The organism is Angustibacter peucedani (genome assembly GCF_054779595.1).
Map to the genome: position 1 here is coordinate 22,137 of NZ_BAAGXY010000039.1, position 14,374 is coordinate 36,510.

The following is a 14,374-nucleotide window of genomic DNA, read 5'->3' on the forward strand; positions in this document are numbered from 1 at the left end:
ACGCCGGACGCCGGGCCCGGCCGTGCGCGGGAGGCGACCGTGGCTGCAGGCGACCAGAACGAGCCGGACCCGACGACGAAGCCGCTGGACCACACCGTCACCGAGCTGCGGCTGGCGCTGGTCTGCTACGGCGGCGTCTCGCTCGCGATCTACATGCACGGCGTGGCCAAGGAGCTGCACAAGCTGGTCGTCGCCTCGCGGCGGTTCGACGAGCTCGGCCCGATGGCGGCCAACCCGTTCGACCCTGCCACCGAGAGCGAGCACGCCTACTTCGAGGCGCTGGGCGACCTGGCGCGCGACCAGGTGCTGCTGTCGGTCAACGTCGACATCGTCGCGGGCACCTCGGCGGGCGGCATCAACGGCGTCTGCCTCGCGAAAGTGCTGGCGCGCAACGGTTCTCAGGACGCCCTCAAGCGGCTGTGGATCGACGAGGGCGACCTCACCAAGCTGCTGCACGCGCCGCCCCTGCTCGGCTGGCGCACCCGCGCCGTGCTCGCGGCCGGGCGCACGCTGCGCCAGCTCGACAAGCCGGTGTCGCCGCTGCGGGGCGAGCGGATGTCGCAGCTGCTGTACGACGCGATCGCCGACATGGACCGCCCGGTCGACCCGGCCCGGCGCTCGCTGCTGCTGCCCAGCACGCCGCTCGACCTGTTCGTCACGACGACCGACCTCGACGGGTTCCCCGTGCTCGTGCCGAGCGGCACCGGCGGGGTGAGCCAGCGCGAGAGCGACCACAGCCAGGTCGTGCAGTTCCGGTCGGACGGCGCGGACGACGTCTTCGGCGCCGAGAGCGTGGGGGCGCTGTCGTTCGCCGCGCGCGCGACGTCGTCCTTCCCCGGGGCCTTCCCGCCGGTGAGCCTGACCAGCTTCGCCGACGAGCTCGCCGGCCGGGCGCTGGACGCCGAGGACGTGGCGCTGCGCTTCCGCCGTCGCTACCGCGACGAGGACGGCTCGTCGACCGGCACCTGGTTCGTCGACGGCGGCGTGCTCGACAACGCGCCGTTCGACCTGGTCGTGCAGGCCATCAGCGAGAAGCGCGCGCAGACCGAGGTCGTGCGCCGGCTGGTCTACATCCAGCCCGACCCCGGTCAGCGGCTCGGCACCAGCGAGCCCGACCAGCCCGAACGGCACGGCGCCCCCGGCTACCTCCCGGCGCTCGTGCGCGGCGTGGGCACGGTCAAGGGCAGCCACTCGATCCTGCGCGAGCTCGAGGCGCTGCGCGACCTCAACACCCGCATCGCCGAGCTCGGCGCCATCGCCGCGCTGCAGATGGACCAGGTGGGCGTCGCGATCGACCGCGCCTTCGCCGGGGCCACCGGCGCGCCGGCGCCCGACGCCGGCGCCGGGCCGAGCACCGAGGCCTGGAGCATCGACGACCCGGACGACGTCAAGAAGCTCGCCGACGAGATGTACGCCTCGGCGCCGGCCTTCGTGGGCGCCGGCTTCTCGACCTACTGCCGGCTCAAGGTCGAGGTGGCGGGCGACCGGCTGGCCGACGAGGTCGTCGCGCGGTTCGTCTACCCGCCGGGATCGAGCCGGTCGAGCTTCGTGCGGGCGGCGATCTCGGCCTGGGCGCGCGGCCACGTCGAGTGGCAGGACCCCGACCCGAGCCGGCTGATGGACCTGCTGGGCCCGGTCGACGTCCCGTACCGCGAGCGGCGGCTGATGTTCATCCTGGCGGGCCTCAACGGGCTGTACCCGAAGGTCGACCACGCGCCGCAGCCGCGCCGCGCCGACCTGGACGCCATGAAGGCCAAGGCCTGGGAGCTGCTGGCCCAGCTGCGGGACGCGCCGCGCGACGCCATCGGCGCGGTCACCGACTCGGTGGTGGCGTTCCTGGGCGCCGACCTCTCGGACGAGGCGGTGTTCAGCAACCCGGAGGCCTTCGCGGCCGAGCACGACGCCGACTTCACCCGGCTGTTCACCACCTACCGCGACAGCCTGGCCCAGACCCTCGCCGACAGCAGCGCGCCCATGTGGCAGGGCTTCGTCGAGCACACCGGGCAGTGGGACGCGGCCGACCGTCGCGGGCTGCTCTCGCGCTACCTCGGCTTCCCGCTGTGGGACGCGCTGATCTTCCCGACCGTCGCGCTGGCCCAGCTGCCGCAGTTCACGCCGATCACCGTCACGCAGTTCAGCCCGCTGACCGCCATGGCGCTGCCCACGCCGGACGGCGGCAAGCTCAGGGGCGTGAGCCTGCACCACTTCGGCGGCTTCGTCGACGCGTCGTGGCGCGAGAACGACTACCTGTGGGGACGCCTGGACGCCGCCGAGCTGCTGCTGCGAATGCTGCGGTCGAGCGCCCCGGGCCATGCGCAGCAGACCCCCAAGGACGCCGCCGAGGCCGCCGAGCTGGCCGGACCGCGGCTGCGCGGCGCGCTGCAGGCGGTGCTCGGCGCCGAGCAGGACCTTCACCGCGTGACCGACGCGCGCCAGACCCTCGCCGAGCGGGTCGCCGCCCTGCCCGCGCCCTCCTAGGTCACTCGCGCAGGGCGCGCTCGAGCAGGTCGCGGACGTCGGCCGGCAGCTGCTGCTCGGCCGCCCGGACGTCGAGCCCGCCCGGCCGGTGCGCCACGCGGTAGACGTAGCGGTCGGGCTGCGGCGCCTGCTCGACCAGGTCGTGGAGCAGGGGCGATGCCAGCAGGTGCCGCCAGCGCTCGGCGTCCGGCTCGGGCAACGCGGTGAGGTCGACGTCGCGCGCCACGGTGCGCCCGGCGAACCCGCCGCTGCGCTCGACCACCACGCGGTCACGGGGCGCCGCCGGGTCGGGCGCGGGCGTCGGACCGGCCGCCGGCCCCACGCCGACCTGCTCCCAGGCCTGCGCGACGGCCTGCGCCTGCGCCGAGCCCTCGCCGAACCGCGTGGTCGCCGCCGCGACGGTGGCCGCCGCGAAGCCCGCGAAGTCGACGTCCGCCGCCAGCGCCCCGCCGGTGAGCACGTCGTACCAGACCTGGCCGGCGCCCTCCCAGGCGCGACCGCCGATCGCCGAGGCGGCCAGGTAGAAGGCGTGGTTCGGGATGCCGGAGTTCAGGTGCACGCCGCCGTTGTCGTCCGTGGTCGTGACGTAGCCGTCCATCGTGGCCGGCTGCGGGTCCTTGCCCAGGGTGGGGTCGTCGTACGCCGTGCCAGGAGCCTTCAACGAGCGCAGGGCGACGCCCTTCACGTCGTCGGTGAACAGCCCGGCGCCGATCAGCCAGTCGGCGCTCGCCGCGTCCTGGCCCAGCGCCCGCTGCTTGACCAGGGAGCCGAACACGTCCGAGACGCTCTCGTTCAGCGCGCCGGACTGCCCCTGGTAGACCAGGCCCGCCGTCATCGAGGTGACGCCGTGCGTCAGCTCGTGGCCGATGACGTCGACCGCCACGGTGAAGCGCTGGAACGTCACGCCGTCCCCGTCGCCGAACACCATGCGCTCGCCGTCCCAGAACGCGTTGTCGTAGCGGTCGCCGTAGTGCACCGTGGCGTCGAGCGGCAGGCCGTTGCCGTCGAGCGAGTCGCGGCCGTAGACCTCGGAGTAGAGCGACCAGGTCAGCCCGAGGCCGTCGTAGGCCTCGTCCGCCGCGGCGTCCCCGGTGGCCGCGGCCCCCTCGGTGCGCACGACGTCGCCGGGCAGCGTGGTGCTGCCGTGCGCGTCGGACACGGTGCGCCGGGGCCCCGCTGTGGTGGTGGGGGCGGCCGCGCGGGGCCGGACGACGGCCGTGGCCAGCCGTTGCTGGCGGTGCCGGGTGTCGAGGGCCAGCGAGCTGCCCGCGCACCGGGCGGCGGGCTCGGAGCCGCTGCGGGCGAGCTGCTCGAGCAGGTACGGCGGCACGATGCCCTGGCAGCCGGCGGTGGATCGGTGCATGGCCCCTCCCTGGGTCGTCACCGACCCTAGGTGCGGGGTGCGACACCCACCAGGGCCGCGCCCGGACGGGGGAGCAGATGGTTGATTTCGTGCACAGGTCTTGACCGCTCCTTTACTGTTTCGGCCACACTGCTGACCACGTCATCGCCGACGGCCGGACCGGCGCGCGCGGTGGCGGTCCGAGATCCCACCGGAGAGGACGCCCCCGTGAGCACCACCGACGCCGCCGCCGGGCACGACCAGGACGCCGCGCAGCGCGAGACGCCGAGCGCGGGGCCGGCCGAGCAGGCCGAGTTCGAGCGGCTGAGCCGTGAGCTCCCGGCGACGCTCGGCGAGCTGTTCGCCTGGCGCGTCGCCGCCACGCCCGACCTCGAGGCCTTCCGGTCGCAGCGCGCCGACGGCGGCTGGACCACCATCACCTGGCGCGACGCCGCCGAGGTGGTCGACGAGGTCGCGGCCGGCCTGCTGGCGATCGGCCTCGAGCCGCAGCAGCCGGTGGCCATCGCGTCCTCGACGCGGATCGAGTGGGTCTGGGCCGACCTCGCGGTCATGCGGGCCGGTGGCGCTACCACCACCGTCTACCCCTCGACCACGCCCGACGACGTCCGGTTCATCCTGGCCGACTCCGGGTCGCGGGTCGTCGTCGCCGAGGACGCCGAGCAGCTGGCCAAGGTGCGCGACCACTGGACGTCCCTGCCCGACCTGCAGGCCGTCGTCGTGGTCGACCCCGACGCCGTCGGGCCGGACTCCGAGCACGCCGGCGACCAGCGCGTCATGACGCTCGACGCCCTGCGCGAGCGCGGACGACGGCTGCTGGCCGAGCGCCCGGACGCCGTCCGCGAGGCCTCGTCCGCCGTGCAGCCGCACCAGCTGGCCACCCTGGTCTACACGTCCGGCACCACCGGGCGGCCCAAGGGCGTGCGGCTGCTGCACTCCTCGTGGGTCTACGAGGGCGCGGCCACCTCGGCCACCGGGCTGCTGTCGCCCGACGACCTGCAGTACCTCTGGCTGCCGCTGTCGCACGTCTTCGGCAAGGTGCTGCTGACGACGCAGCTCGCCGTCGGCTTCGCCACGGCGGTGTGCGGCGACCTCGACAAGCTCGTCGACAACCTGGCCGTCGTGCGCCCGACCTTCATGGCCGGCGCGCCGCGCATCTTCGAGAAGGTGCACGCGCGGGTGCGCACGCAGATGGAGTCCGAGAGCCCGGCCAAGGCCAAGGTCGCGGCGTGGGCGATGGACGTCGGCCGGCAGGTCTCGCGGCGCCGCCAGGCGGGCCAGGAGCCGTCCAAGGTGCTGCTGCTCCAGCACGCGCTCGCCGACAAGCTGGTCTTCAGCAAGATCACGGCGCGCTTCGGCGGCCGGGTGCGCTACTTCGTCTCGGGGTCGGCGGCGCTCAGCCAGGACGTCGCCGAGTGGTTCCACGCGGCCGGCATCCTGGTGCTCGAGGGCTACGGCCTGACCGAGACCTCGGCGGCGTCGTTCATCAACCGGCCCGACCGGTTCGCGTTCGGCACCGTGGGCCAGCCGTTCGCCGGCACCGAGGTGCGGCTCGCGGCCGACGGCGAGGTGCTGCTGCGCGGCCCCGGCGTCATGGTCGGCTACCACCAGCAGCCCGAGGCCACGGCCGAGGTGCTCACCGACGACGGGTGGTTGCGCACCGGCGACATCGGCGAGTTCGTCGACGGCTGCCTGAAGATCACCGACCGCAAGAAGGACCTGATCAAGACCTCGGGCGGCAAGTACGTCGCGCCGCAGGGAATCGAGACGCGGTTCAAGGCGGTCTGCCCCTACGCCAGCCAGATCGTCGTTCACGGCGAGGGGCGCAACTACATCACGGCCCTGGTGACCCTCGACGCCGACGCCATGGCCACCTGGGCCCAGCACCACGGCATGGCGGGCGCTCCGTACGAGCAGGTCGTGGGCTCGCCCGAGGTGCGCGCCATGGTCGAGGGCTACGTCGCCGAGCTCAACGCCGGCCTCGGCCGCTGGGAGCAGATCAAGCGGTTCGAGGTGCTGCCCCGCGACCTCACGGTCGAGGACGGCGACCTCACCCCGTCGCTGAAGCTCAAGCGCCGCGCGGTCGAGCGCCGGTACGCCGAGGTGCTGGACTCGCTGTACCAGGCGTGACCCGGGCCGGGTGTGGTCCACTACCGGCATGGGCATGATCGAGGCCGTCTGCGTCGTCCACGAGGTGCACCCCGACGAGGGCGGTGACGTCGGCGAGACGGCCATCGACAAGCGCCCGGTGGTGGGCCGCGTGGCCGTCCGGCAGCTGGGCCTGCACGGCGACAAGCAGCTGGACGTCGCGCACCACGGCGGCCGCGACCAGGCCGTCTACGCCTACGCGGGCGAGGACGCGTCGTACTGGGCCGGCGAGCTCGACCGCGACATCAGCCCCGGCCTGTTCGGCGAGAACCTGCGCACCACCGGTGTCGCCGTCACCGGGGCCGTCATCGGCGAGCGCTGGCGGATCGGCGGCGAGGACGACGGCACCGTCGTCGAGGTGACCGCCCCGCGCACCCCCTGCGCCACGTTCCAGCGCTGGCTCGACGAGCCGCGCTGGGTCAAGCGCTTCACCGAGCACGGCGCCCCGGGCGCGTACCTGCGCGTCGTGCGCGAGGGCAGCGTCGGCGCCGGCGACCGGGTCGAGGTCGAGCACCGCCCGGCCCACGGCGTGACGATCGGCGAGTGCTTCCTGCGCTTCGAGCCGGACGTCGGGCGCCGCCTGCTCGACGCCGAGGCCGACGGCCAGGTCCAGCTGCACGAGACCCTGCGCCGGCGCTGCGAGCAGGCGGTCGCCCGGGCCTGAGGCCCGACGCCGCGACGACGGCTGAGAGGATCGGGGCGTGCCCAGCGCGCTGCCGGACGGCGACCCCGCCCCGCTCGACGGGTCGCTGCCGGCGTCCGCGCTCGAGGGGCTCGGCCGTCGTCCGTTCGGGGTCTACCTGCACGTGCCGTTCTGCGCGGTGCGGTGCGGGTACTGCGACTTCAACACGTACACCGCGACCGAGCTGGGCGGAGGGGCCAGCCAGGCGACGTTCGCCCGCACGGCCCTCGGCGAGCTGGCGCTGGCCGGGCGGGTGCTCGGCGACGGCGCACCCCCGGCGGCGACGGTCTTCGTCGGTGGCGGCACGCCGACGCTGCTAGCGGCCGACGACCTCGGGCTGCTGCTCGACGGGGTGCGCACGCGGTTCGGCCTGGCCGACGACGCCGAGGTGACGACCGAGGCGAACCCCGACTCTGTGACCCCGGAGTCGCTGAAGACGTTGCGCGACAACGGGTTCACCCGGGTGAGCTTCGGCATGCAGTCGGCCGTCCGGCACGTGCTCGCGACGCTCGACCGCACGCACGACCCCGAGCGCGTGCCGCAGGCGGTGGCCTGGGCGCGCGCGGCCGGCCTCGACGTCAGCCTCGACCTGATCTACGGGACGCCGGGGGAGTCGCTCGACGACTGGGAGACCAGCCTGCGCGCGGCGCTCGCCTGCGAGCCCGACCACGTGTCGGCGTACGCGCTCGTCGTGGAGGCCGGCACGCGGCTGGCGACCCGGGTGCGGCGTGGCGAGGTGAGGATGCCGGACGACGACGACGAGGCCGACAAGTACGAGCTCGCCGACGAGCTGCTCGGCGCCGCCGGGTTGCACTGGTACGAGGTCAGCAACTGGTCGACGTCCGAGGCCACCCGCTGCCGGCACAACGTCGGCTACTGGGCCGGCGGCGACTGGTGGGGCGTCGGCCCCGGGGCGCACAGCCACGTCGGCGGCGTGCGGTGGTGGAACGTCAAGCACCCCACCGCGTACGCGACCCGGCTGGCCGCGGGGGACAGCCCGGCGGCGGCGCGCGAGGTGCTGGACGACGAGCAGCGGCACGCCGAGCAGGTGCTGCTGCAGGTGCGGCTGCGCGAGGGGCTGGACCTCGACGTGGTCGACGCCGCGGGCCGCCGCGCCGTGGCCGGCCTGGTGGCCGACGGCCTGCTCGACGGCGTGGCGGCGGTGCGGGGCCGGGCCGCGCTCACCCGGCGCGGCCGGCTGCTGGCCGACACCGTCGTCCGCGCGCTGCTGCCCTGAGCTCGGACCTCAGCTGACCATCGTCGGGGTGAGCGGGTACCGGTAGTCCTCGCCGCGGTTGGCGGCCAGCGCGGCCACGACCTGCAGCACGATGGCGGCGACCGCGATCGCGATGGCGATCGGGACGACGACCAGGAACCCGATCCCCAGGGTGAGCACGCCGACGACGAGCGCCAGGAACAGCCCGACGACGCTCACCACCAGCAGCATGATCTGGAAGTTCAGCGCGGCCGCGGCGTGCCGGCGGACGAACGGCGAGCGGTCCTTGTACATGAGGTAGACCACCAGCGGGCCGAGCACCGGGAAGCCCACCACGCCGGCCAGGAACGGCGACAGGTGCGCGAGCGTGGCCCACAGCCGCTCGTCCTGCGGCGACACCGGCGCGCGGCCGGGCGGGTAGGGCTGGTAGCCCTGCGGCCAGGGTGCCTGCGGCGGGTACGGCTGCTGGTACGGCTGCTGCGCGTACGGCTGCGGCGGCTGGCCGTACTGCGGCTGCGGCGGCTGCGGCGGCTGCGGCTGCGGCGGCTGCGGCGGCTGGCCGTCCTGCGGTGGCTGGGTCATGCGGTCCCCCTGGTCGGGTGGACGCCAGGTGCCCCGGCCGCACGGGCCGGGGCACCTCGCGTCGTCAGGCGCTCGGCCTCACTTGATGAGGCGCAGCGCGAACGGGTAGCGGTACTGCTCGCCGCGCTGGGCGGCCAGGCCGGCCATGATCGCCAGCACCAGGCTGCCGATCCACAGCACCGGCAGCAGGATGATGCCGATCACGAGGAACGTCAGCACCCAGGCGATGACGTACCCGATGAGGATCGTGATCTGGAAGTTGAGCGCTTCCTTGCCCTGGTCGTCGACGAACGCCGAGCGCTCGCGGAAGATCAGCCAGGTGATGAGCGGCGCGATGAAGCCCAGGATGATGCCGCCGATGTGGCCGAGCATCGCCCACATCCGCTCGTCGCTCTGGCTCAGCGGGGCCTGGCCGGCACCGGGTGCGGCGTAGCCGGGCTGCGGCGGCGCGTAGCCGGGAGCGGGCGGCGGCGGGGGCGGCGTCTGCTCGGCCGCCGGGGGCGGCGGGGGCGGCGGCGGAGGAGTCGACGGCGCTCCCTCGGGCGCGCCGTCCCGCGGCGTCGGCGTCTCGGGCTGCTGCTCGGTCACTGGTCCTCCCGAAGTGGTGGTCGTGCGTGATGCGGGCCAGCGTAGGGCCAACGCGGGTCAGCGGTCCGCCACATCCGCGGTGACGAAGTCGATGAGCTCCTCGACCCGGGCGAGCAGCGCGGGCTCGAGGTCGGCGTACGACCGCACCGTGCCCAGCACCCGCTTCCAGCCGTGGGCGACGTCGGCCTGGCTGGCGTGCGGCCAGCCCAGGTGGGCGAGCACCCCGCGCTTCCACTCGACGTCCCGCGGCACCTGCGGCCAGGCGTCCATCCCGAGCCGCTCCGGGCGCACCGACTGCCAGACGTCGACGAACGGGTGGCCGACCACGAGCAGGTGCGGGGCGAGCTGGCGCTGGGCCGTCGCCTCGGCCACCAGCCGGGTCTCCTTCGAGCCCGGCACCAGGTGGTCGACCAGCACGCCGAGGCGGCGGCCGGGGGCGGGGGCGAAGTCGCGCACGGCCGCGGCGAGGTCGTCGACGCCGTCCAGCATCTCGACCACGACGCCCTCCACCCGCAGGTCGTCGCCCCAGACCTTCTCGACCAGCTCGGCGTCGTGCCGGCCCTCGACCCAGATCCGCGAGCCGCGCGCCTGGCGAGCCCGGTGGTCGCGCACGGACGTCGAGCCGCTGGCAGTGCGGGTGGTCGGCGCGGGGGCAGCCGCCGCCCGCGGTGCCAGCAGGACGACGGGTGCGCCGTCGAGCAGGAAGCCCGGCCCGAGCGGGAACCCGCGCGAGCGGCCGCGGCGGTCCTCCAGGTGCACCACGTGCACGCCGCCGGCCTTCTCGGTGCGGACGACGGCCCCGCACCAGCCGGTCTCGACGTCCTCGACCACCAGGCCGGTCTCGGCCACGACCTCGCGGGAGCGGCCGCGCGGCGGGGCGGCCTGGTCGCCGGAGAGCACGTCCGCGCCGTATCGGTCCACGGCGACGAGGGTACGAGCCGTTCCCCTACTCTTCGCCCATGTCGACGTCCCGGGCGTGGCACGCGGCGCTGGCGGTGGTCGGCGCCCTCAACGTCCTGCTGCAGGTCGTGCTGTCGGTGCAGTCCGACGTCGACACCGTCGGCGTCCGGATGGTGCGGCTGTTCAGCTTCTTCACGGTGCAGAGCAACCTGCTGGTGATCGCCGGCGCCGCCACGCTCGCCGTGCGGCCCGACCGCGACGGCCCGGTGTGGCGGGTGCTGCGCCTGGACGGCGTGGTCTGCATCGCCGTCACCGGGCTGGTGTACGCGGTCGTGCTGCGGCCGGTCGTGCACAACGAGGGCTGGGCGGTGCTCACCGACACGGTCTTCCACGTCGTCGTCCCGGTGGCGGCGGTCGTGGGCTGGCTGGCGTTCGGCCCCCGCCCGCGCGTCGACGTCCGGACGGTGGCGTGGTCGTTGCTCTTCCCGCTGCTCTGGCTCGGCTACACGCTGGTCCGCGGAGCGGCGGTGCACGAGTACCCGTACCCGTTCGTCGACGTCGACGACCTGGGGTACGCCCGGGTGCTGGTCAACTGCCTCGGCGTGACCGTGCTGCTCCTGCTGCTCGCCGCGGCCGCGCTGGCCCTGGACCGGCGGCTCCCGGCACGTCCGGCGCGGACGTCGTAGACTTGGCACTCGACGCAGCAGAGTGCCAGACCGACGGGCGAGGAGGTGGCCGATGAGCGACGAGCGCCGGCTCGCCGTCCTGCGCGCGATCGTCGAGGACTACGTCCAGACCCGCGAGCCGGTCGGCTCCAAGGCCCTGGTCGAGCGCCACCAGCTCGGCGTCTCGAGCGCGACGATCCGCAACGACATGGCCGCGCTCGAGGACGACGGGCTGATCGCCCAGCCGCACACCAGCGCCGGTCGCGTGCCCACCGAGGCCGGCTACCGGCTGTTCGTCGACCGGCTCACCGAGGTCAAGCCCATGTCGCCCGCCGAGCGCGCGGCGATCGCGGGGTTCCTCTCCGGCGCCGTCGACCTGGACGACGTGGTCGACCGCACCGTGCGGCTGCTGGCGCAGCTGACCCGGCAGGTCGCCGTCGTGCAGTACCCCTCGCTCACCCGCTCGACCGTGCGTCACGTCGAGCTCGTGCCGCTGGGCGACCAGCGGTTGCTCGTCGTGCTGATCGCCGGCACCGGGCGGGTCGAGCAGCGCGTGCTCGAGACCTCGCAGGTGCTCGACGACGCCGTGCTCGGCGAGCTGCGCGCCCGCATCAACGCCGAGTCGGCCGGCCGCCTGCTCACCGACGCCGCCAGCCGGCTGCAGTCGCTGCCCGACGACCTGCCGCCCGAGGACCGCGACCTGGCCCGCTCGGTGGTGCGGGCCCTCGACGACGCGCTGGTCGAGGAGCGCGAGGAGCGCGTGGTGCTGGCCGGCGCCGCCAACCTGGCCCGGTTCGGCCAGGACTTCCCCGAGAGCATCGGGCCGGTGCTCGACGCGCTCGAGGAGCACGTCGTGCTGATGCGGCTGCTGGGCGAGCTGTCGTCCGACCCGTCCGCCGTCGCCGTGCGCATCGGCAGCGAGCTGGCCCACGAGGGCCTGCGCTCGACGTCCGTCGTCACCAGCGGCTACGGCGGCAACCGGGACGTCGTCGCCAGCCTCGGCGTGCTCGGCCCGACCCGCATGGACTACCCGACCACGATGGCCACGGTCCGCGCCGTGGCCCGCTACGTCTCGCGGGTGCTGGACGGGTAAGCCGCCCGACCCACCCGCCGGGGCGGCGCCCGCGCCGCCCGCCTCCCGACCGTGTGAAGAGAAGGACCGTTGAGCGACCACTACGAGACCCTGGGCGTCGCCCGTGACGCGACGCCCGAGGAGATCAAGAAGGCCTACCGCAAGCTGGCCCGCCAGCTGCACCCCGACGTCAACCCCGGAGCCGAGGCCGAGGACCGGTTCAAGTCGGTCAGCGCGGCCTACGACGTGCTGAGCGACCCGGGCAAGCGGGCTGCGTACGACCGCGGCGGCGACGCGTTCGGCGGCGCGGCCGGCGGCTACGGCCAGGGCTTCTCGTTCACCGACATCATGGACGCGTTCTTCGGCGGCCAGGGCGGCGCGCAGAGCGGCCCGCGCTCGCGCCAGCGTCGCGGCCAGGACGCGCTGATCCGGGTGCAGATCGACCTGCGCGACGCGGTGTTCGGCACCGAGAAGGAGATCTCGGTCGACACCGCGGTCGGCTGCCCGACCTGCCACGGCGAGGGCGCGCAGCCCGGCACCGGCACCCGCACCTGCGACGTGTGCGGCGGCCGCGGCCAGGTGCAGCACGTGCAGCGCTCGTTCATGGGCAACGTCATGACCTCCCGTCCGTGCGCCACCTGCCAGGGCTACGGCACGGTCATCGCCCACCCCTGCGTGCAGTGCTCGGGCGAGGGGCGGGTGCGCTCGCGCCGCTCGATGACGATCCGGGTGCCGGCGGGCGTCGACACCGGAACGCGCATCCAGCTCGCCGGCGAGGGCGAGGTCGGCGCCGGCAACGGCCCGGCGGGCGACCTCTACGTCGAGATCGCGGTGGCCAACCACTCGACGTTCGTGCGCCGCGGCGACGACCTGCACGCCACCGTCGAGCTGCCCATGACCGCGGCAGCCCTCGGCACGACCATCACGCTCGACACCCTGGACGGCGAGCAGCAGCTCGACGTCGAGCCCGGCACGCAGTCCGGCCAGGTCACGACCCTGCGCGGCCTCGGCGTCACGCACCTGCGCGGCGTCGGCCGCGGCGACCTCGTCGTGCACGTCGACGTCGTCACGCCCAAGGGCCTGGACGACGAGCAGCGCGGCCTGCTGCAGCAGCTCGCGGCCCTGCGCGGCGAGGAGCGTCCCGAGGGACGGCTCGCCACGCACGGCTCCGGCCTGTTCGGCCGGCTCAAGGACGCGCTGAGCGGGCGCTAGGCGATGAGCGCACCCCTGTTCCTGCTCGACCCCGGCGCGCTGGACGACGTGCGGGCCGGCGGCACCGTCGTCCTCGACGGGCCCGAGGGCCGCCACGCCGCCACCGTGCGGCGGATCGGCGCCGGCGAACGGGTGGACGTCGCCGACGGGCTCGGCGCGCTCGCGCGCTGCACGGTCCGCTCGGCCGGTGGTGACCAGCTCGTGCTGGACGTCGACGAGCGGGTCGAGCTGCCCGAACCTGCGCCGCGCTTCGTGCTGGTGCAGGCGCTCGCCAAGGGCGACCGCGACGAGCTCGCGGTCGAGGCCGCCACCGAGCTCGGCGTCGACGAGGTCGTGCCCTGGCAGGCCGAGCGCAGCGTCGTCGTGTGGCGCGGCGAGCGCGGCGGGCGCTCGCGGCGCAAGTGGGAGCAGACCGTGCGGACGGCGGCCAAGCAGTCCCGCCGCCCGCGCGTGCCGGTGGTCGGCGACCTGGTCGGCCGGGCCCAGCTCGCCGAGCGGGTGCGCGACGCCGCGCTGACCGTCGTCCTGCACGAGGACGCGACCGAGCCGCTCGCGGGCGTGCAGGTGCCGTCGTCCGGCGAGGTCGTGCTGGTCGTCGGTCCCGAGGGCGGCATCGCCCCGACCGAGGTCGAGGCCCTGCAGGTAGCCGGCGCGCAGGTGTGCCGGATCGGGCGCGAGGTGCTGCGCTCGTCGACGGCCGGGCCGGCCGCGCTGTCGGTGCTCAGCGCGCTGACCCGCTGGCGCTGAAGGGTTCCCGCCGTCAGCGCACCGCGTTGAGCAGCTTCCACGTCTTGCCGCCGACGGTGCCCAGCCCCTGCAGCCCGTGGTGCTTCTGGAACGCCACCACGACCTTGAACGTGTCGTCGCCGAAGTCGCCGTCGACGTCCAGCGGCTTGCCCCCGAGCACCGCGTGCCGGCCGTGCGCGGCGAAGTTCAGCCGGGCCTGCACCCACCGCACGTGGTCGCGCTTGGGGCTGTTCCGCTCGATGTTGACGCCCGGGAACGGACGGTCGAGCACCCCGATGCCGGCTGGGTTGCGCTTGGACGTACGCCGCACGGCACCGCCGCGCGACAGGCCCGGGCGGAAGCCGAGCTTGCCCGACACCGACGACCACGTGCCCGTGCCGAACAGCCGCTGCGGCTTCTTGCCCAGGGCGCTCGCGATGATGCCGGAGACGAAGCCCGAGCAGTCGCCGCCGTGCGACGCGCTCGGCACGCTGGCCCACACGTAGGGCTGCCCGACGCAGCCGTCGGCGTACTGCTTGGCGCGGGCGGCTGCCTTGTCGGTCAGCAGCAGGTGGAATCGGTGGCGGAACAACGGGTTGGCCGCGCCGCGCGCCGCCGATCCCTTGATGCAGCCCGCGCTGCCCTTGGACTCGTAGTTCACGCCGCCGAGGGTGCAGGCGGTGTGGCCGATGCCGGTGCGGCTCTCGTGGGCCAGCATCACGCCGACTATCAGCAGCTTGGCCAC

Annotated in this window: 13 protein-coding genes; 8 read left to right on the plus strand and 5 right to left on the minus strand. The window is 74.6% G+C overall.

All coding sequences use genetic code 11. The annotated features are described in order from the left end of the window. Nucleotides 1-39 precede the first annotated feature (39 nt). The gene (locus ACYVJ4_RS08690) at nucleotides 40-2,478 is read left to right on the plus strand and encodes a patatin-like protein (RefSeq protein WP_460459726.1); all 2,439 of its coding nucleotides are present in this window, start codon (nucleotides 40-42) and stop codon (nucleotides 2,476-2,478) included. A gap of 1 nt (nucleotide 2,479) precedes the next feature. On the opposite strand, the gene ACYVJ4_RS08695 is transcribed toward ACYVJ4_RS08690, so the two are convergent. Beyond that, nucleotides 2,480-3,841 carry a protealysin inhibitor emfourin gene (locus ACYVJ4_RS08695; RefSeq protein WP_460459727.1) on the minus strand — a complete coding sequence of 454 codons (1,362 nt, stop codon included), beginning with the start codon at nucleotides 3,839-3,841 and terminating at the stop codon, nucleotides 2,480-2,482. A gap of 207 nt (nucleotides 3,842-4,048) precedes the next feature. Between ACYVJ4_RS08695 and ACYVJ4_RS08700 the strand changes: the two genes are divergently transcribed. From ACYVJ4_RS08700 to hemW, 3 genes are read left to right on the plus strand one after another with little or no spacing between them, the layout of a single operon-like run. Beyond that, on the plus strand, nucleotides 4,049-5,968 hold the full coding sequence (locus ACYVJ4_RS08700; protein WP_460459728.1) for an AMP-dependent synthetase/ligase: 1,920 nt from the start codon (nucleotides 4,049-4,051) through the stop codon (nucleotides 5,966-5,968). 28 nt (nucleotides 5,969-5,996) lie between these two features. Then, a complete protein-coding gene (locus tag ACYVJ4_RS08705; protein ID WP_460459729.1) occupies nucleotides 5,997-6,650 on the plus strand; it encodes an MOSC domain-containing protein in 654 nt (217 codons plus the stop codon). 37 nt (nucleotides 6,651-6,687) lie between these two features. After that, nucleotides 6,688-7,905, plus strand: coding sequence for a radical SAM family heme chaperone HemW (hemW, locus tag ACYVJ4_RS08710; protein WP_460459730.1), 1,218 nt, complete (start codon nucleotides 6,688-6,690; stop codon nucleotides 7,903-7,905). A 9-nt stretch (nucleotides 7,906-7,914) separates the two neighbouring features. Here hemW and ACYVJ4_RS08715 read toward each other — a convergent pair whose 3' ends face one another. The 3 genes from ACYVJ4_RS08715 to ACYVJ4_RS08725 all read right to left on the minus strand — a co-directional run bounded on the left by ACYVJ4_RS08715 (nucleotide 7,915) and on the right by ACYVJ4_RS08725 (nucleotide 9,975). Beyond that, a complete protein-coding gene (locus ACYVJ4_RS08715) occupies nucleotides 7,915-8,466 on the minus strand; it encodes a DUF4870 domain-containing protein (RefSeq protein ID WP_460459731.1) in 552 nt (183 codons plus the stop codon). 78 nt (nucleotides 8,467-8,544) lie between these two features. After that, nucleotides 8,545-9,054, minus strand: coding sequence for a DUF4870 domain-containing protein (locus tag ACYVJ4_RS08720; protein ID WP_460459732.1), 510 nt, complete (start codon nucleotides 9,052-9,054; stop codon nucleotides 8,545-8,547). A gap of 57 nt (nucleotides 9,055-9,111) precedes the next feature. After that, nucleotides 9,112-9,975, minus strand: coding sequence for a DUF3097 domain-containing protein (locus tag ACYVJ4_RS08725; RefSeq protein ID WP_460459733.1), 864 nt, complete (start codon nucleotides 9,973-9,975; stop codon nucleotides 9,112-9,114). A gap of 38 nt (nucleotides 9,976-10,013) precedes the next feature. Between ACYVJ4_RS08725 and ACYVJ4_RS08730 the strand changes: the two genes are divergently transcribed. From ACYVJ4_RS08730 to ACYVJ4_RS08745, 4 genes are all read left to right on the plus strand, one after another. Continuing rightward, the gene (locus ACYVJ4_RS08730) at nucleotides 10,014-10,640 is read left to right on the plus strand and encodes a Pr6Pr family membrane protein (RefSeq protein ID WP_460459734.1); all 627 of its coding nucleotides are present in this window, start codon (nucleotides 10,014-10,016) and stop codon (nucleotides 10,638-10,640) included. 52 nt (nucleotides 10,641-10,692) lie between these two features. Continuing rightward, on the plus strand, nucleotides 10,693-11,712 hold the full coding sequence (gene hrcA / locus ACYVJ4_RS08735; RefSeq protein WP_460459735.1) for a heat-inducible transcriptional repressor HrcA: 1,020 nt from the start codon (nucleotides 10,693-10,695) through the stop codon (nucleotides 11,710-11,712). A gap of 69 nt (nucleotides 11,713-11,781) precedes the next feature. After that, entirely contained in the window at nucleotides 11,782-12,903 is a 1,122-nt protein-coding gene (dnaJ, locus tag ACYVJ4_RS08740) for a molecular chaperone DnaJ (protein WP_460459736.1), read from the plus strand. 3 nt (nucleotides 12,904-12,906) lie between these two features. Then, nucleotides 12,907-13,650, plus strand: coding sequence for a 16S rRNA (uracil(1498)-N(3))-methyltransferase (locus ACYVJ4_RS08745; RefSeq protein ID WP_460459737.1), 744 nt, complete (start codon nucleotides 12,907-12,909; stop codon nucleotides 13,648-13,650). A 13-nt stretch (nucleotides 13,651-13,663) separates the two neighbouring features. Here the strand turns inward: ACYVJ4_RS08745 and ACYVJ4_RS08750 are convergent, their stop codons facing one another. Continuing rightward, nucleotides 13,664-14,374, minus strand: a complete 711-nt coding sequence (locus ACYVJ4_RS08750) for a peptidoglycan-binding domain-containing protein (RefSeq protein ID WP_460459738.1) — start codon at nucleotides 14,372-14,374, stop codon at nucleotides 13,664-13,666.